The sequence below is a fragment of the Rhizobium brockwellii genome, from assembly GCF_000769405.2.
Classification (GTDB): domain Bacteria; phylum Pseudomonadota; class Alphaproteobacteria; order Rhizobiales; family Rhizobiaceae; genus Rhizobium; species Rhizobium brockwellii.
Genome location: NZ_CP053439.1, coordinates 2,013,199 through 2,029,310, shown reverse-complemented (window position 1 = coordinate 2,029,310; position 16,112 = coordinate 2,013,199). Strand labels below are relative to the sequence as shown.

The window sequence follows — 16,112 nt, the reverse complement described above, 5'->3', positions numbered from 1 at the left end:
ATCATTCGGCCGCGATGGCGGCTTCGCCAAAGAGAAGCGTGCGGGTGGCGGCTGCCACGTCGTCCTTGCGCATCAGGCTCTCGCCGACAAGGAAGGTATTGATGTCGACGGCCTGCAGGCGCTGGCAATCCGCATGGGTGAAGATGCCGCTTTCGCCGACCAGCAGCCTATCGTCCGGCACCATGGGGGCCAGCGCCTCGCTGACGGTCAGGCTGACCTCGAAGGTACGCAGATTGCGGTTGTTGATGCCGATGAGCGGCGAAGAAAGCTTCAGCGCCCGCTCCATCTCTTCGGCGTCGTGGACCTCGACCAGCACGTCCATGCCGAGGTCGAAGGCCTCGTCCTGCAGGCGTTCGGCTTCATCGTCCGACAGCGAGGCCATGATCAGCAGGATGCAGTCGGCGCCCCAGGCACGGGCCTCGTGCACCTGGTAGGTCTCGAACATGAAATCCTTGCGCAGCGCCGGCAGCGTGCAGGCAGCGCGGGCGGCTGTCAGAAATTCCGGCGCGCCCTGGAAGCTCGGCCTGTCAGTCAGCACCGAAAGGCAGGCGGCACCGCCGGCCTCATAGGCGCTCGCCAGCAACGGCGGATCGAAGTCCGGGCGAATGAGACCCTTCGAGGGGCTCGCCTTCTTGATCTCGGCGATCAGGCCGAAGCGGCCGGCATCACGCTTGGCAACGAGCGCCTTGTGGAAGCCGCGCGGGGCGGACTGATCAGCCTGCATCGCCTTCAGATCGGCAATCGACACGGTCGCCTTGGCAGCGGCGATCTCCTCGCGCTTGTAGAGTTCGATCTTCTTCAGGATATCGGTCATCGGGCAATCCTAGTCGATATCGTTGGAAACGGCGATGAGTTTGTCGAGAGCGAGCGCAGTAGAGCCGCTATCCAGCGACTGTGTGGCTAGCGTCATGCCGTCGCGGATGGTTGCGACCTTGCCCGCGATGACAAGCGAGGCGGCGGCATTGGCGAGCGAGACATCGCGATAGGCGTTCTTGGCGCCGCCGAGCACCTCGCGAAGCGCTGCGGCATTGGCGACACCATCGCCGCCCTTGATGTCGGCGAGCACGCAAGGGCTGACGCCGAAATCGGCGGGCGAGAGCTCGAAGTTGCGGATCTTGCCGTCTTCGAGCGCCGCGACTTGTGTAATGCCTGTCGTGGTGATCTCGTCGAGGCCGTCGCCATGGACCACCCAGACGCATTCGGAGCCGAGATCGCGCATGACTTCGGCAAGCGGCACCAGCCATTGCGGAGAGAAGACGCCGAGCAACTGGCGACGGACGCCGGCCGGATTGGAGAGCGGGCCGAGCAGATTGAAGATCGTGCGCGTGCCGAGTTCGACCCGGGAGGGGCCGACATGACGCATGGCGGAATGATGCATCTGCGCGAACATGAAACCGACGCCGGCTTCTGCGATGCAGCGGGAGATGATCTCGGGACCGACATCGAGCTTGACGCCGAGTGCGGCCAGATTGTCAGCCGCGCCCGATTTCGAACTCAGCGCCCGGTTGCCGTGTTTGGCGACGGGAACACCGGCGCCGGCGACGATCAGCGCCGCCAGCGTCGAGATATTGTAGGTGCCGCTGGCATCGCCGCCGGTGCCGACGATGTCGATCGCATCGGCCGGAGCATCGACGGTCAGCATTTTCGAGCGCATTGAGGCGACGGCGCCGACGATCTCATCGACGGTTTCGCCGCGCACGCGCAGCGCCATCAGGAAGCCGCCGATCTGCGAGGGCGTCGCCTGGCCCGACATCAGGATGTCGAAGGCGGCGCGGGCCTCCTCACGCGTCAGCGGCTCGCGGCTTGCGGCCTTGGCCAGGAACGGCTTCAGATCGGTCATAAAGCCTCCTAGCGGACCGTCGCCTGTTCGGCGAGCGTCTGGTTGATCTGCGCGCCATACTGCGTCTGCAGCAGGTTGACCATCTGATCGAGAATATCATCGCCGGCGGCATTGGCCATGGCGGTGATCTGGGCATCGCGGTTGTTCAGCACATCGCCGGTCGGTTGGGTGTTGACCTCGGTGACCTTCAGCAGGATCTGCGTCGACGGATCGGCGCCGACAGCACTTGCGACCGTGTCGACGGGGCCGGAGAAGGCGGCGGTGATGCCGGCCCGGCCGAGGACCGCATCATCGGTGGAGCGGGTGACGCCGCTCTTGCTCTCGACGGCGATGCCGAGCGGTGTCGCGATATCGGCAAGTGCCGTGCCCTTGGCCGCTTCGGCCTTCAATTCACCGGCTTTCTTGGCGAGCTCGGCCTTCTGCTGCTCCGCCGTCCAGTCTTCGACGGCCTTTTCGTGCACCTCGGCCACCGGGCGCTCGCGATCCGGCGTGATTTCGCGGACGTTGAACCAGACATAGCCGTCGTTGCCGATCGGCAGCGGCGGCGCATCGACGCCGACCTCGGTCTTGAAGGCTTCGCCGAGCAGCTGCTGCTTGGCGGGGAGATCCTTGACCTCCTTGCCGTCCTTGTCGGCGCCGGTCATATCGACGGCGTCGACGGCCACGGCGGTGAGCTTCAGCTGGCCGGCAATATCCTCGAGCGTCGAACCGCCCGCGCGCAGATCCTCGATGCGATCGTGAACGTTGATCACTTCCTGAGAGGCGTTGGAGAGCGCCAACTGCTTGCGGATATCCTCCTTCACCTCGTCGAAATTCTTCGTCGTTTCCGGCTTGATGTTGGTGACGCGCAGGATGACGGGGCCGAAGGAGCCATCGACGACAGGCGTCGTGCCGCCATCGCGCGAAACCGCAAAGGCCGCATCGGCGACGGCCTGGTCGGGAACCTTGTCCTTGGTGAATTCGCCGAGCAGCACGTCGCTTGCCGTCTTGCCCTGGTCGGAAACCAGCTGGTCGAAGCTGGTGCCGCTCTTCAGCGCCGTTTCGGCGGCGGTGGCAAGATCCTTGCTGGTGAAGGTCAGCTGTTCGATGGTGCGGCTTTCCGGCGTGCGATAGGTATCCTTGCTCTTGTCGAACGCTTCGTGGATCTGGTCGTCGGTGACGGTCGCGGCATCGGCGATATCTGCGGGCTGCAGCTTGAGATAAACGAGCTTGCGGTATTCGGGCGCCCGGTAGCGCTGCTTGACGCCATCGAACCATGTCGCCAGCACGTCGTCGGCGGGCGCCTTGATTGGCTCGATATTGGCGTTGGTCAGCAGGAGGTAGTCGATACTGCGGCTTTCATCGCCGTAGAGCTTCAGGGCATCGACCAGCGTCTTCGGGGCCGTGAAACCGTTGGAGATGGCATCGACCACCTGGCTGCGGACAGCGACCTTGCTGCGCTCCTTGATGTAATCGTCCTGGCGGATGCCGGCATTGCGAAGACGCGAGACGAAAAGCTCGCGGTCGAACTGGCCGTTGACGGCCTTGAAAGCCGGATCGTCGGCGATCAGCTGGGCGAGGCGATCCTGCGACAGGCCGAGGTTCATGTCTTCGGCGAGTTGGTCGAGCGAGGCGCCGGCGACGAGCTGAGCAAGCACCTGCTGCTCGATGCCGAAGGCGCGGGCCTGCTCGGGGGTGAGGCGCGTGCCGAACTGCTGGCTGACGCTTGCCACCTGGCGCTGATAGGCGAGGTGGAATTCGTTGACGTCCACATGCTGATCGCCGACGGTCACGACCGTGGTGCTGTTGCTGCCAGTTATCAGCGACCGGGAGACGCCCCAGATGCCGAAGGACGCGACGAGCAGAAGCATCAGCAGCTTGGCGACCCAGGTCTGAGCAGCTCTTCTCAGGATGTGGAACATAGAAACGCAAACCTCGCAGTATCATTGACCCGCGCGCGGGCGGACATTCGACGTTCCTTAAAACAAACCCGACAGGAAATGAAGGGTTTGTCGTGCGAAAAGCTGCACAAGGCGGGCGCTCAGCCGCTACGGCTTTGCGGTGAACAAAAGATCGGTTGCGGCGGAACCTTTCGGGCCGCCATTTCGTTGAAGCGGCATCCCATGAAACAGGAGCAGACCATGGCAGAATTGAAAACCGCTTCCGCCGAATCCACCGCTGCGCGCGTCAAGGCTGATATAGCAGCAGAGGATCTGTCGGCGCAGGTCGCAGCCCTTCGCAACGATCTCTCCCGGCTGACGGAAAGCGTGGTCGCGCTGGGGCAGGGGGCGAAGTCGGCGGTGACCGACGAGGCTTCGGTGATGACGGAACGACTGCGCGACAAGGTACGCGAAGAACCGCTCGTGGCACTCGCCGTGACCGCAGGCATTGCCTACGTGTTCGGCCTGCTCAGCCGTCGCTGAACGGGAATCTAGAATGAAAAAAGCCGGGCGCTATGAACGCCCGGCTTTTAGTGTTTGCATCCGTCAGCAAAAGGAACCGGCCAGCTGACGCGACCGGGCTCAGCTGGCGCGACCAAGTCAGCGGCGGATGACGCGCCCGATGGCGATCAAGATGCAGGCACCCACGAAACCGGTTATCAGATAACCCAGCCAACCGGCGAGCGGCTGGATGTGCAAAAGACCCAAGATCCAGTTGGCGACGATAGCGCCGACGATGCCGAGCAATATGTTCATGAGCAAGCCCATGCTACTGCTCATAGCCTTTTCCGCCAGCCATCCAGCGACACCGCCGATAATGATGGCTGCAATCCAACCCACGCCTGCGCTTTCCATGGTTATCTCCCTCCTGGCAAAACGAGTCACAGAATGCACGAAACGAGAGGAAGTTCCACTCCCAGTTACTGAGATTGCTTGCAGGTTCAACAACTTATGTGACTCACGGCTGCAACATGGTGACCGGAGAGTAGAGCGCGTGGGCGGCAATCTGGAACAGGAGGCCAGCTATGGCGAGCATTGCGAAGCTGAACGGCATAATCAAGCTTTTGCTAAACATCTTTCCTCTCCCGTTTTGCGTAAAGCATAAGCGGAAGCTGACGGAGCGCAACAATATTGTTAACGGATAGTTAAAGCTGGCAATTAATTAAAATTCAATACATTCACTGTTGTCGTAATACTTGCGGGTGACGAAACGTTTCTTCTGCAGCCTTGCCGTGTCAGCTGACGATCATCTACGATCTTTGCGCGCCAGGCCTTCCGGTCTGCGACACCTCGCCCACATTGGCTACAGAAGCAGTTGCACCCGAAGATGCAATCTCTACGGATCGCAGAAAAGCGGGCCGGAAACGGTCGGCGCTATTCCAGTAATCACAGCCGCTGGCGGGCAATCAGGTTCGATGAACGATCAGCATGTAGAAGAGGAAAGACGCCGTTGCGACCGTTGCGGCGAAGGCAATCTGATAATCCATGTCGTTAACCCCGGTTTGGATAGCTCCCATTAACGCCTGCGGCGTCGCGGGGTTCCATGCCGCCAGTTACCTGCGGATTGATTTTGACGAAGAATTCGTCATCTTCTCTAGAACGGGATGATTTTAGGCCCAGTCAGCCTAAAATCCTGTTCCAAATTGAGAGTTAGAGCATGGTGTCGTCCCAAACGGCTGAAACTTTTGGCATCATGCTCTGAAACGCCATCCAATCCGGGGAAAACACTTGATGTCAAAAGCTTCAATCGCCATCGCCTGCATCTGCCTGCTGACACTTTCGGGCTGCGGCAATACCGCATACGGGCTGAAGAAGGATGGACAGGAAGCGAGCCACGCCATGGACAACGCAACTCATCGGGTGCTTTCCGCCGGCGCCAAGAAGTGACGCAGCCGATGGAATAAAAAAGCCCGCCTGGGGTGAGGCGGGCTTAGAATAACAGGGAGAATGGACGGATAGACTCCGCCTCAACTAATAAAGCATTTTCTTAAAGGCATGGCTTTACGTCATTCGACGTAACAGCGCCGACAACGATCCGATGCGACCGTAATTCTAAATCGAATCAGGGATATCGGGATCAGGTCAGAAGTTGCCCCAGTTCTGAGCGCGGGCACGAGCGCGAATAATCCGGTATTCGCGACCGCCATAGAGCGAGCCGATTGTCAGCAGAAGCGTCAGAACGTCCCAGATGATATGCATGTTATCCTCTTAGGTTGGACGGCCCTGCCGCCGATCGGTGAAGATACAATAGCAATCTTTCGAACGTGCTTATATGACAAGAAATCAGGATGAGCGGGAAGGCCGGCAGGGCGCTTCCGCAGAGGAGAGGTGGCGTTGCCGCCTTGGAGCAGCAAAGTGAACAGATTCGACGGCGGCTTATGACGATTTTCTCTGTCCGCCACATCACGTCCTATCGTTACGTCAGGGAGGTCGAATTCGGCGAGCATCGCTTGATGTTCCGGCCGCGTGACAGTTTCGACCAGCGGCTGATGGAAGCGTCGTTGACGATCTATCCTGAGGAAAGTCGTGTGCGCTGGATCCACGATGTTTTCGGCAATTGCGTGGCGCTCGTCGATTTTTCGAGGCCGGCGTCCGAACTTCGTTTCGAAACCTGGATCACGCTCGATCATACGCCGCAGGTCGCCCTGGATCTCAAGGTCGACGACGCGGCCCTGACCTATCCATTCTCCTACGACAAGGACGAGATCGCCGATCTGACGCCGGCAATGCAGCGCCATTATCCCGACCCGAACGACGAGGTCGGACGCTGGGCGCGCCAATTCCTGCGCCAAGGGCGTCCGACGGAGACCGGGCACCTGCTGATGACGCTCTGCTACGCCATTCGGGAAAGCTTCGTCTATGCGCGGCGCCAGGAACATGGAACGCAGACGCCGGTGCAGACCTTGCAGCTTCGCTCCGGCACCTGCCGGGATTTCGCGCTGCTGATGATGGAGGCGGCACGCATCCTCGGTCTCGCGGCGCGGTTCGTTACGGGCTATGTCTATGTTCCCGACCGGGACGGTTCCACCGTGCTCGGCGGCGGTTCCACGCATGCATGGTGCCAGATCTATCTTCCAGGCGCTGGCTGGACGGAGTTCGATCCGACCAACGGCATCGTCGGCAACCGCGATCTCATTCGTGTCGCGGTTGCCCGCGATCCGCGCCAGGCAGTCCCGTTGAGCGGCAGCTATGATGGGGATGGGAAGGATTTCGACAGCATGACGGTGCAGGTCAACGTCACCACGAGGTAATCTGGATAGCCGCGTGGTGACAGTCCCGATCCTGTGGGAACCGGGTAGCGCGATCAGCGTTCTCTACTCACCGCTGCCAAAGCGGAGACGCGACAAGGAAGCCACAATGAAGATACGCGCCGGGTTTAATCTGGGCTACGAATGCATGCAGCCAACGCCGATGCTGCTCGTCCTCAATATCCATCCCTCCCGTCGTGCCGATCTTCTCAGCGATCAGATCCTGACATTCGACCAGCCCATCGAGGCCTGGAGCTATACTGATGTGTTCGGCAACGCCTGCAGCCGGATCGTCGCCCCGCCGGGGCGGACGACGATCTCGACGGAATTCGAGATCTATGACAGCGGCCAACCCGACATCGTTCCCGACGATGCCGTTCAGCACGCGATCAATGATCTGCCGGACGATGTGCTGGTCTTCCTGCTCGGCAGCCGTTATTGCGACACCGACAGGCTTGCAGATTTCGCCTGGGCCAGGTTCTCGTCGACGCCGCTCGGCTGGGCGCGTGTCCAGGCGATCTGCGATTTCGTCCATGATCACATCACCTTCGATTACCTGAAGGCCGACGTGCTCAGGACCGCACATGGCGGCTTCACCGACAAGGCGGGCGTCTGCCGCGACTTTGCCCATCTCGCCATCGCACTTTGCCGATGCATGAATATCCCGGCACGATATTGCACCGGCTATCTCGGCGATATCGGCGTCCCGATCGATCCCAATCCGATGGATTTCAGCGCCTGGTTCGAGGTCTTTCTCGGCGGCCACTGGCATACGGTCGATGCCCGCCACAACACGCCGCGCATCGGCCGGATTCTGATGGGAACCGGCCGCGACGCCACCGACGTCGCCATGTCGACGGCCTTCGGCCCGGCAACACTCTCCCGTTTCGAGGTGACCACCGAGGAAGTGCCGCAGGAGGCGGGGAAAGCCGATTGATCGGCTGCGGCCTTCCGATGCGTCGACACCGAGCATCGCGGGCGAGGCAGATCCTATGCCTTCTTCAAAAACTCGGTTTTCAGCACGAGGCCTTTAACCTGCTTGGTGCTGCACTCGATCTCGCCTGGATTGTCCGTCAGGCGAATGCCCTTGACCAGCGTTCCACCCTTGAGCGTCTCCGAGGTTCCCTTGACCTTGAGATCCTTGATCAGCGTCACGGAATCGCCATCGTGAAGCTGGATTCCGTTGCTGTCCTTTACGATGATGTCGTCGGCCATGATGTCTTCCCTTGATGATCCGGACGGAAAATCATGTTGGCTTGGAATAGTCAACGATCAGTCGGCCTGACCTTCGGCCCGTAGGCGGCCCTTCAATCACACCGCCGCGCAGGCATCCCGAACGCAGCCGCGCAGCCAGCGATGTGCTGGATCGGCCTCCATCCTGGGGTGCCAGAGCAATGAGACCGTGATCTCCTGCGTCGGGACGGGGAGGGGGAAACTATGCATTCCCTGGCGTAAGGCTCCCGTATGTCGTTCCGGCACGCTGGCGATCAGATCGGAGACGCGGGCGAGCGCCAGCGCGGTGGAAAAACCGCTGACGATGGTGGCGATCTGCCGTTCCAGCCCGAGCGCGTTCAAGGCTTCATCGATCGGTCCCTTGTCGAGCCCGCGCCGCGAGACAGTGATGTGCCGGCCGGCCGCATACCGGGAGGGCGTCATCTCGCGCTCGCAAAGCGGATGCCCCAAGCGCACGACACCGATGAAACGATCCCGGAACAAGGCCTGCGCCCGCACCTCCGGACCGGTCCTCTCGCTGACGACGCCGGTTTCCAGATCGACGGTCCCATCGCGAAGCGGGCTGCTGTCCTTGTCCGGTTTCTGCACGAAGCGTAGCCGCACGCCGGGCGCTTGTCGGCCGAGGCGAGCGATGAGATCAGGCCCGAAGCTCTCGGCAAAGCCTTCGCTGGTGCGCAGCGTGAACGTCCGGACCAGCCGTTCAAGATCAAGCGCCTCGGCAGGACGCAGAACCGCCTGTGCATCCTCGACAAGCCGGGCAACCCGCTCGCGCAGTTCAAGCGCGCGCGGCGTTGGGACGAGGCCGCGGCCGGCGCGAACCAACAGCGGATCGCCGGTCGTCTCGCGCAATCGCGCTAAGGCCCGGCTCATCGCCGACGGGCTGAGCCGCAGCCGTTGCGCCGCACGCGCAACGCCGCCCTCGGCAAGCAGCACATCGAGGGTGACCAGCAGGTTGAGATCGGGTGTCGACATGCATCAGCCATAACACGGTTTCATGCTGATGTGGCGCCAAACGCATGAATGAAGTGCAAATCATGCGCCTTTCGCCATATCAAGCAGAGGACTAGTTTTTCATCAGTTCCATTCGGGGAGCTAAGAGAAAACGGAGTTCACGGGTGAAATCGATCATTGCAGCGCGAGGCGAAACAGTCGCCGAGCAAGCACCCTCCATACGATGGGCGCTTGCCAGTCTTTCCCTCTCCATGTTGCTGCCATCACTCGGCACCAGCATCGCCAATGTCGGCCTGCCGAGCTTGGCGCAGGCGTTCGACGCACCCTTCCAGGATGTGCAGTGGATCGTTCTCGCCTATCTGCTTGCCATCACCACCCTGATCGTCAGCGTCGGACGGCTCGGCGACATCACCGGCCGCCGTCGGCTGCTGCTCATCGGCATCCTGCTCTTCACGCTGGCCTCGATCCTCTGCGGCGTCGCGCCGACACTATGGCTGATGATTGCCGCGCGCGCTGTGCAGGGTCTGGGTGCGGCCATCATGATGGCGCTCACCATGGCCTTTGTCGGCGAAACCGTGCCGAAGGCGAAGACAGGGAGCGCCATGGGGCTGCTCGGAACGATGTCAGCGATCGGCACCGCTCTTGGGCCTTCGCTCGGCGGCCTGCTGATCGCCGGGCTCGGCTGGCCGGCAATCTTTCTCGTCAACGTGCCGCTCGGCATTCTGACCTTCGTTCTCGCCTATCGCCACCTGCCTGCCGATATCAGCAAGGGGAAGACGGATCGGAAGGGCTTCGACATGGCGGGCACGCTGCTGCTTGCGCTGACGCTCTCGGCCTATGCGCTGGCGATGACGATCGGGCACGGCCGCTTTGGCCTGCTCAACATCGCTCTGCTCTCGTTTGCCGTGCTTCGGCATCGGTTTCTTCGTCTTCGCCGAGGCGAGAGCGACATCGCCGCTGATCCAGTTGACGGTGTTCCGCAATCCCGTGCTCAGCGCCAGCCTGGCGATGAACGCACTGGTTTCGACCGTGATGATGGCGACGCTAGTGGTGGCGCCATTCTACCTTTCCCAAGCGCTCGGGCTCAATCAGGCTCTCGTCGGCATCGTCATGTCGATCGGCCCCGTCATCTCCATCTTGAGCGGGGTCCCGGCCGGCCGCCTGGTCGACCGTCTGGACACGTCCTTCGTGGTTGTCGCAGGGCTCGTCGCCATGACGGCAGGCTCCATCGCCATGGCCCTGCTTCCCGGGATATCAGGCTACATCACCGCCATCGCCATGCTGACGCCCGGCTATCAACTGTTCCAGGCGGCCAACAACACCGCTGTCATGGCGGATGTCCGTCCCGACCAGCGGGGCGTCATCTCCGGCATGCTCAACCTGTCGCGCAATCTCGGGCTGATTACCGGCGCATCCATGATGGGCGCCGTCTTCGCGCTTGCCTCGGGAACATCCGATGTCGCTGTGGCGCATCCCGAAGCCGTTGCCTCAGGCATGCAGATCACCTTCGCCGTCGCGGCAGCACTGATTATCGTCGCGCTCGCTATTGCGCTCGGGACTTACCGCCGCCGCCGAGCGCTCGGGGAGAGTTGAGCCCGGCACTGATCTGCAGCGCCAGCGAACCCCCGACCAAGGTCCGATCCATCCCGGACTTCGTGCCCATAGGAACTTTCCGTCGATGCAATAGGTAGCTTCGACATGCGTGGAGGTGTTCGGAGTTTTGCTGTGACTAAAATGTTCGTTGCGGGGATGATACTGACGCCTCTAATCTTCTGGGGTTCTGTCGGCGTCCTGATATATTCGTACTTCTCGTGAGGGCTGTCCGGCGAAACATCGACTTCGCCGAGCCCATATTTTCGAAACATTCTGCGCCTTGACGATACCGGCCTCGATGGCGCCGAAGAGATACAGGGCGCCCACGTATAGGGATCAGTTCGAGTGGCCACGGAAGATCGCAACGGCCGCCGTGACCAGCGCGGCATTGTCGTTCGCAATCGTCCCACCCGGGAGGTGCTTGCCATCTTCCAGGCCGATGCGGGTGGAGTAGCGCCGCTCGCGCGCCATCCTGACGAAGGGCCAGACGGTCTCGTCGAAACCGTGCAGAAGAATGGGCCGCTTGACCCGGCTATCCCTGAGCACGTTGATGATGCCGTCCGCGATATCGCATGCGCGCTGCAAATCCTGTTCGTCATCGAGCTCGATGAGCACGCGAAAGACCCGCTCATGATCATCGAGGCCGATGTAGCGCTCCACATCGGCGACCGATGCCAGTCCGACCTCGATGCCGACACCCTTCTGCCGCAGCAGCTGCATGATACCGGGCGCATCGTCTTCCGAGAGGTTCACCGAGGCATAATCCGGCAGAACGCGCCAGCGGCGGATGGCTTCCCGCGTTTTCTCCCGATCGCCTTCGATCCAGGCGCCGGTTGAAACGCCGATCAGCGTTCCCGGACAGACACGGCGGATTGCGCCAACCGCGTCGTCGACGGCGACAAGGCTCTCCCTGCCATCGGCTTCGCGCGGATGGACGTGGAGCTCCGCAGCGCCGGCAGCAACCGAAGCCGTGGCATCACGCACCATGGCATCGATCGTCAGGGGAAGACGGGGATGGAAATCGCTCGACCGCGCGCCGTTGATGCAAGCTTGAACGATCATAAAACGAGCCTCGCGCTTGTTGTGCCGCTTAAGCACCCGGCATACCAAATTGGAAACCTGAAGACCTAGGGGCGCTGCCAAACAAAGTCACTTCCCTTGCCGTTGCGGCCCAATAATATCAAATCAGTCGAGATAGGCGACTGCTGCACTCGTGCAGGGTCAAGCTGCGCGCATGCCGACCGGAGGACGGCCACGTGATCTCGTGGCAGCGACGTGACGTCAATCTGCCGCCCGACCCCATTCTTAAGTTAATGGCGGTCGCGTCCTACGGCAGCATCTACATCATCTCATTGTCGACGCAAAGGAGCAGGCGTGAAACTCATTTATTGCCCTCAGGGAAGACCAACCTTCCTGACGGTTGGATCTCGTGCAAACTCGCAATTTTCGGAAAACGACATATGGCGGAAGAGGTGGGATTCGAACCCACGGTACGGTTTCCCGCACGCCGGTTTTCAAGACCGGTTCCTTAAACCACTCGGACACTCTTCCATCTGATTGAAAAGGTCATCAACATTGTGTTGATTTCTACCAACCGGACATTGCAGCCGATTTGCTACCCAATCACTCGATGGCTGGCTTTTTAGCAGCTTTGATAGCAGCGTCAACTTGCTCTTCAGCATTTGCCGGCATCTCCGTTGTGACGGGCGAATAGCTCGAGCTGGGCCGATCTTCAGCTGTTCCTCAGCCCGCGCGAGCCGATCGCAGTTCCAGCGAAGGTGAGCTGCTGGTCAACCCGATGCTGCTGAACAGCTCAACCCTGTTGCGACCCTTGTTTTTGGCAAAATAGAGCGCCTGATCTGCACGCTTCTGGACGTTTTGTTCGGTCAGACCCGCTTCCCAAAGTGCCACACCTGCACTGACGGAAGGTGTGATCTGATTTCCTTCGAAGACAAGGCTCACGGCGTTGACAGCCTCGCGTATCTGCTCAGCGACCGCAAAAGCAGAGGATTGCGTTTGGCCGCGAAGAAAGAGGCTGAACTCCTCGCCGCCCAGCCGACCGAACGCACAGGAAGGGGGGACACTCTGAGCAATCGTCCGGGCCACATTTATGAGAACGACATCGCCTTTGTCGTGTCCGTACATATCGTTAACACGCTTGAAAAAGTCGATATCGATGAGGACGAAGGCGTCCCCAGCGCCGAGGACCTTCGGAAGGGAATTGAAGAAATGCTGCCGGTTGGGAATGCCGGTCAGCATATCGGTATTTGCAAGTCTGATAAGCTTTTCTTCGGCTCTTTCCTGGACGAGGACGAGCACGAACAGAGCCACTGCAAAGTGACAGATGATCAGCAGAAAGAATGCGTAGCGCGGGGGAAGAGGCGCATCGTCTGGAAAGATGAAACCAACGACGACCAAAGCAGAGAGAGACGTCGCCACCCATATTGAGGCGGAAAGGCCGAGCCGTGCTGTAAGACGCTCGCGGAAGAAGTCGCGGGCGATCACGAAACCTGACAAGGCAAGCAGGATGGTGGCGCTGCCATTGAATACGGATGCTCTCAACCCATTGTTCAAATACCATGGCGTGATCGTCGCACTCAGCGTCAGGACGATGGGCAGGAGCAACGGCCACCAGTCTCGTAGAGAGTTTTGACGCCGGCTGAGGCCGAAAAGCCCAACTGCCATCAGCCCGTAGCCATTGGCACCCAGCGAAAAGCTCCAGAACGTCCTGGCATCACTGGACATGTGAAGGCTCTCATCTAAACCGGCGAGCGTCGAGGCGATCGCCATTAAAGAGAAACCGAGGGCAAGTACGCCGAGCCCTGGCGTCGATCCAGAACGCCATCTCACGTAAAAGAAGCAGATCGCTCCAACGATGAAGGAAGACTTGTGTAGAAGAAGGACTGTCGCAAGATCCATCGCCGGAATCCGATGTGAGATGAGAAGCGGCTTCCGAATAGCGGCTAAAATCTACTTTTCGATGAACGCCGCGCGACCTTCTGACGGCGGAACTCGCTGCTCTTCTGGAGACTGCCGACCGAGACCGTTGGGAGCCCGTTCCATATATTGGAAATGACTCGCGTTCTCCCCGACTTGAGCGTTAACTGTTTTGTTCTGGCGGAGGAAACAAACCATGGCCATGTATCTCACGCGCTTCAGCTACACGCCCGAGACCTGGGCACGGATGATCGAAACCCCCGAGGATCGCCGAGAGGCGGCAGGTAGTTACATTGAATCCGTGGGCGGAAAGCTCCATGGGTTCTGGTACGCCTTCGGCGAGCATGATGGTTGGAATCTGTGGGAGGCGCCTGACAACGTATCGATGGCGGCAGTCGCGCTTGCTATCGGTGCAGGAGGCGCGCTCAGCTCCATGGAGACCACTGTCCTCCTCAGCGTCGAGGATACGATCGAAGCCTTGGAAAAAGCGAAGTCGATTCGATATCGTCCACCGGCAGCATAGGTGGCGGCCTACTGCTTCCTATCCATGTCGACGATGAGTGTTTCGCGCGTGTCTCGTTTCCGGCGCAAGCTCTCTTTGAACTGCGCCGGAGACATGAGACATCTAACTTCCGTCAGATCCCAGGCCCCTCGGGCCGTTGAGTTGGTTCATATCCTCGCTGAGAGATCGAACTGCCTCCATCGTCACGGCGAGTGCTGACATCAGGATTGCTACGTCATTGTCGTTATCTGGCTGGGAAAGCGCGCGAGATCGGGCATGCAACTGCTGGCTGACTGTCTCGAGCTGCATAATGGTTTCATCGTTCATGGTGATCCTCCAAAGGTCTAAAACTTCAAAGTCCGTGGCGGACAATTCGTTCCCATACAGAAGGAAGCGCCGCCCCGCTGCCGCGCATTAGATGCGCGCGGGCCATGTTTCAACATGGAGCTTTGGGGTGTCCGGAAGCGCCGGATGTTCACCATATGCCCCGCTTCGGCACGATGATTTCGGGCCTCATTGCGGCGGCGGAAGGGCAGGCGGAAAGCGCTTTCGTTAGTGATTTATAAACCATAATCATTAGAATTGTCGCTATCGCTGCGAAATCGTTCGTAAATTTGCCACGAACTTAGCAAGATTAAAGCCTCGTTAGGCGGGTGGGAATAAGGCGTTGTTGGCCCAAGATGGGGCAAGGTTCCTTAACCATAACGATCTTTGAGCGGCGTGGGGCATATGAAACTGGATTACGGGGCGGCGTCTTTCGCAACGACAGCACGGTGGCTGGCGATCTCGGCGATGTGTGCGACGGTTGCGGCGTGCGGCACGACACAGGCGGTGCCGAAGAAAAAATCCCACGGCAAAGAGTACTTCTCCGAATCCGAATATGGCGTGAAGGCGAGCCCGCGAGTCGCCACCGGCAACAATATCCCCAAGGGCGGCGGCCGCTACATCGTCGGCAACCCTTACGAGGTGAAGGGCAAGTGGTATTATCCGAAGGAAGATTTCGCCTATAACAAGGTCGGCGTCGCCTCCTGGTATGGTTCGGCCTTTCACGGGCGCCTGACGGCGAACGGCGAAGTGTACGACCAGATGCATCTTTCCGCCGCGCATCCGACTTTCCCGCTCCCGAGCTATGCGCGCGTCACCAATCTCGAAAGCGGTTCCTCCGTCATCGTGCGCGTCAACGATCGCGGTCCCTATCACGAAGGCCGGATCATCGACCTTTCCAACAAGACGGCCGACATGCTGGATCTGCAGCACAGCGGCACCGGCAAGGTGCGCGTGCAATATGTCGGCCGCGCCCGCATGGACGGCCACGACATGCCCTATCTGATGGCCTCCTACGCGCCGAAGGGCAGCCGTATTCCCGGCGTCAATCCGGAAGGCCAGATTGCAACCGGCGTGATGGTCGCCTCCAACAGCCGCAAGATCAGCCGCGACCAGCTGCAGAGTTCGGAGGATTACGAGACGCCGGACAACGTGCCGGTACCGAGGTCGGCCACTTCTTATGCCGGCTCGACGCCGAGCGCACGCTACAATGCAGCACCCGCTGTGGCACCGGCTGCCCATGTTCTGGTGGCGCCATCAGCGCCGTCCTTCAACAATGGCGCGCAGGCCATGGACCAGATGGTCGTGCTGCCGGAAATCGGTCCGATGCCCTATGAGCGGCCCCAGAATTCGCTGGCGCTCGGCTACCAGAACGAAGAGGTGAAGACGGTGACCGTCGATCTCGCCTTCGACGCCGTGATGGTTCGCAATGACGGGCTGACGCAAGAGTCCATCCTTGCATCGGCCAAGCGCCAGCACGCAAAGTCCGCCGCCCGCTGAGCATGGCATTGCATCGAATTCCCCCTCGCTCTAACCTCCCGACATACGCCGCTCCATAAATGGAA

The 16,112-nt window shown here is 60.4% G+C and carries 15 protein-coding genes, 1 tRNA gene and 1 pseudogene; 7 read left to right on the top strand and 10 right to left on the bottom strand.

All coding sequences use genetic code 11. The annotated features are described in order from the left end of the window. Window position 1 precedes the first annotated feature (1 nt). Genes trpC through RLCC275e_RS10205 form a run of 3 tightly spaced genes read right to left on the bottom strand, consistent with a single transcriptional unit; the run spans window position 2 to window position 3,741 of the window. A complete protein-coding gene (trpC, locus tag RLCC275e_RS10215; RefSeq protein WP_130694682.1) occupies window positions 2–814 on the bottom strand; it encodes an indole-3-glycerol phosphate synthase TrpC in 813 nt (270 codons plus the stop codon). Window positions 815–823: 9 nt separating this feature from the next. Then, the gene (gene trpD, locus RLCC275e_RS10210; protein ID WP_033182701.1) at window positions 824–1,840 is read right to left on the bottom strand and encodes an anthranilate phosphoribosyltransferase; all 1,017 of its coding nucleotides are present in this window, start codon (window positions 1,838–1,840) and stop codon (window positions 824–826) included. Window positions 1,841–1,848: 8 nt separating this feature from the next. Beyond that, window positions 1,849–3,741 carry a peptidylprolyl isomerase gene (locus RLCC275e_RS10205; protein ID WP_130668421.1) on the bottom strand — a complete coding sequence of 631 codons (1,893 nt, stop codon included), beginning with the start codon at window positions 3,739–3,741 and terminating at the stop codon, window positions 1,849–1,851. A 219-nt stretch (window positions 3,742–3,960) separates the two neighbouring features. Between RLCC275e_RS10205 and RLCC275e_RS10200 the strand changes: the two genes are divergently transcribed. Then, window positions 3,961–4,242: a hypothetical protein gene (locus RLCC275e_RS10200; RefSeq protein ID WP_033182776.1), complete on the top strand. Its 282-nt coding sequence runs from the start codon at window positions 3,961–3,963 to the stop codon at window positions 4,240–4,242. 117 nt (window positions 4,243–4,359) lie between these two features. Here RLCC275e_RS10200 and RLCC275e_RS10195 read toward each other — a convergent pair whose 3' ends face one another. Then, window positions 4,360–4,614, bottom strand: a complete 255-nt coding sequence (locus tag RLCC275e_RS10195) for a GlsB/YeaQ/YmgE family stress response membrane protein (RefSeq protein ID WP_033182700.1) — start codon at window positions 4,612–4,614, stop codon at window positions 4,360–4,362. 876 nt (window positions 4,615–5,490) lie between these two features. Between RLCC275e_RS10195 and RLCC275e_RS10190 the strand changes: the two genes are divergently transcribed. From RLCC275e_RS10190 to RLCC275e_RS10180, 3 genes are all read left to right on the top strand, one after another. Next, window positions 5,491–5,646 carry a hypothetical protein gene (locus RLCC275e_RS10190; RefSeq protein ID WP_033182699.1) on the top strand — a complete coding sequence of 52 codons (156 nt, stop codon included), beginning with the start codon at window positions 5,491–5,493 and terminating at the stop codon, window positions 5,644–5,646. 491 nt (window positions 5,647–6,137) lie between these two features. Then, window positions 6,138–7,010 (top strand): transglutaminase family protein, encoded by an 873-nt coding sequence (locus tag RLCC275e_RS10185; RefSeq protein ID WP_033182698.1) that lies wholly within the window; start codon window positions 6,138–6,140, stop codon window positions 7,008–7,010. A gap of 106 nt (window positions 7,011–7,116) precedes the next feature. Then, window positions 7,117–7,944 (top strand): transglutaminase-like domain-containing protein, encoded by an 828-nt coding sequence (locus RLCC275e_RS10180; RefSeq protein WP_033182697.1) that lies wholly within the window; start codon window positions 7,117–7,119, stop codon window positions 7,942–7,944. Between the two features lie 53 nt (window positions 7,945–7,997). On the opposite strand, the gene RLCC275e_RS10175 is transcribed toward RLCC275e_RS10180, so the two are convergent. Both RLCC275e_RS10175 and RLCC275e_RS10170 read right to left on the bottom strand, forming a co-directional pair. Beyond that, window positions 7,998–8,222, bottom strand: a complete 225-nt coding sequence (locus RLCC275e_RS10175; protein WP_033182696.1) for an alkylphosphonate utilization protein — start codon at window positions 8,220–8,222, stop codon at window positions 7,998–8,000. Between the two features lie 96 nt (window positions 8,223–8,318). Beyond that, window positions 8,319–9,212 (bottom strand): LysR family transcriptional regulator, encoded by an 894-nt coding sequence (locus RLCC275e_RS10170; protein ID WP_033182695.1) that lies wholly within the window; start codon window positions 9,210–9,212, stop codon window positions 8,319–8,321. A 143-nt stretch (window positions 9,213–9,355) separates the two neighbouring features. Here RLCC275e_RS10170 and RLCC275e_RS10165 point away from each other — a divergent pair. Then, window positions 9,356–10,784 (top strand): annotated as a pseudogene (locus RLCC275e_RS10165) (MFS transporter). A gap of 336 nt (window positions 10,785–11,120) precedes the next feature. Here the strand turns inward: RLCC275e_RS10165 and RLCC275e_RS10160 are convergent. From RLCC275e_RS10160 to RLCC275e_RS10150, 3 genes are all read right to left on the bottom strand, one after another. After that, window positions 11,121–11,846 (bottom strand): 3-keto-5-aminohexanoate cleavage protein, encoded by a 726-nt coding sequence (locus RLCC275e_RS10160; RefSeq protein ID WP_033182693.1) that lies wholly within the window; start codon window positions 11,844–11,846, stop codon window positions 11,121–11,123. 399 nt (window positions 11,847–12,245) lie between these two features. Further along, window positions 12,246–12,335 (bottom strand) — tRNA-Ser (locus RLCC275e_RS10155). Between the two features lie 192 nt (window positions 12,336–12,527). Beyond that, window positions 12,528–13,703: a GGDEF domain-containing protein gene (locus tag RLCC275e_RS10150; protein ID WP_033182692.1), complete on the bottom strand. Its 1,176-nt coding sequence runs from the start codon at window positions 13,701–13,703 to the stop codon at window positions 12,528–12,530. Between the two features lie 214 nt (window positions 13,704–13,917). On the opposite strand from RLCC275e_RS10150, the gene RLCC275e_RS10145 reads away from it, so the two are divergent. Continuing rightward, window positions 13,918–14,244: a GYD domain-containing protein gene (locus tag RLCC275e_RS10145; protein WP_033182691.1), complete on the top strand. Its 327-nt coding sequence runs from the start codon at window positions 13,918–13,920 to the stop codon at window positions 14,242–14,244. A gap of 102 nt (window positions 14,245–14,346) precedes the next feature. Here RLCC275e_RS10145 and RLCC275e_RS10140 read toward each other — a convergent pair whose 3' ends face one another. Then, a complete protein-coding gene (locus RLCC275e_RS10140; RefSeq protein WP_033182690.1) occupies window positions 14,347–14,550 on the bottom strand; it encodes a hypothetical protein in 204 nt (67 codons plus the stop codon). A gap of 402 nt (window positions 14,551–14,952) precedes the next feature. Between RLCC275e_RS10140 and RLCC275e_RS10135 the strand changes: the two genes are divergently transcribed. Then, window positions 14,953–16,047: a septal ring lytic transglycosylase RlpA family protein gene (locus tag RLCC275e_RS10135; protein WP_033182689.1), complete on the top strand. Its 1,095-nt coding sequence runs from the start codon at window positions 14,953–14,955 to the stop codon at window positions 16,045–16,047. The last annotated feature ends 65 nt before the right edge of the window (window positions 16,048–16,112 follow it).

What these genes read in the sequence shown, in the direction of transcription:
- RLCC275e_RS10175 (WP_033182696.1), bottom strand. Translation starts at nt 8,222, where the DNA reads ATGGCCGACGACATCATCGTAAAGGACAGCAACGGAATCCAGCTTCAC.
- RLCC275e_RS10195 (WP_033182700.1), bottom strand. Translation starts at nt 4,614, where the DNA reads ATGGAAAGCGCAGGCGTGGGTTGGATTGCAGCCATCATTATCGGCGGT.
- RLCC275e_RS10185 (WP_033182698.1), top strand. Translation starts at nt 6,138, where the DNA reads ATGACGATTTTCTCTGTCCGCCACATCACGTCCTATCGTTACGTCAGG.
- RLCC275e_RS10205 (WP_130668421.1), bottom strand. Translation starts at nt 3,741, where the DNA reads ATGTTCCACATCCTGAGAAGAGCTGCTCAGACCTGGGTCGCCAAGCTG.
- RLCC275e_RS10200 (WP_033182776.1), top strand. Translation starts at nt 3,961, where the DNA reads ATGGCAGAATTGAAAACCGCTTCCGCCGAATCCACCGCTGCGCGCGTC.
- RLCC275e_RS10190 (WP_033182699.1), top strand. Translation starts at nt 5,491, where the DNA reads ATGTCAAAAGCTTCAATCGCCATCGCCTGCATCTGCCTGCTGACACTT.
- RLCC275e_RS10160 (WP_033182693.1), bottom strand. Translation starts at nt 11,846, where the DNA reads ATGATCGTTCAAGCTTGCATCAACGGCGCGCGGTCGAGCGATTTCCAT.
- RLCC275e_RS10145 (WP_033182691.1), top strand. Translation starts at nt 13,918, where the DNA reads ATGGCCATGTATCTCACGCGCTTCAGCTACACGCCCGAGACCTGGGCA.
- RLCC275e_RS10140 (WP_033182690.1), bottom strand. Translation starts at nt 14,550, where the DNA reads ATGAACGATGAAACCATTATGCAGCTCGAGACAGTCAGCCAGCAGTTG.
- trpC (WP_130694682.1), bottom strand. Translation starts at nt 814, where the DNA reads ATGACCGATATCCTGAAGAAGATCGAACTCTACAAGCGCGAGGAGATC.
- RLCC275e_RS10170 (WP_033182695.1), bottom strand. Translation starts at nt 9,212, where the DNA reads ATGTCGACACCCGATCTCAACCTGCTGGTCACCCTCGATGTGCTGCTT.
- RLCC275e_RS10180 (WP_033182697.1), top strand. Translation starts at nt 7,117, where the DNA reads ATGAAGATACGCGCCGGGTTTAATCTGGGCTACGAATGCATGCAGCCA.
- RLCC275e_RS10150 (WP_033182692.1), bottom strand. Translation starts at nt 13,703, where the DNA reads ATGGATCTTGCGACAGTCCTTCTTCTACACAAGTCTTCCTTCATCGTT.
- trpD (WP_033182701.1), bottom strand. Translation starts at nt 1,840, where the DNA reads ATGACCGATCTGAAGCCGTTCCTGGCCAAGGCCGCAAGCCGCGAGCCG.
- RLCC275e_RS10135 (WP_033182689.1), top strand. Translation starts at nt 14,953, where the DNA reads ATGAAACTGGATTACGGGGCGGCGTCTTTCGCAACGACAGCACGGTGG.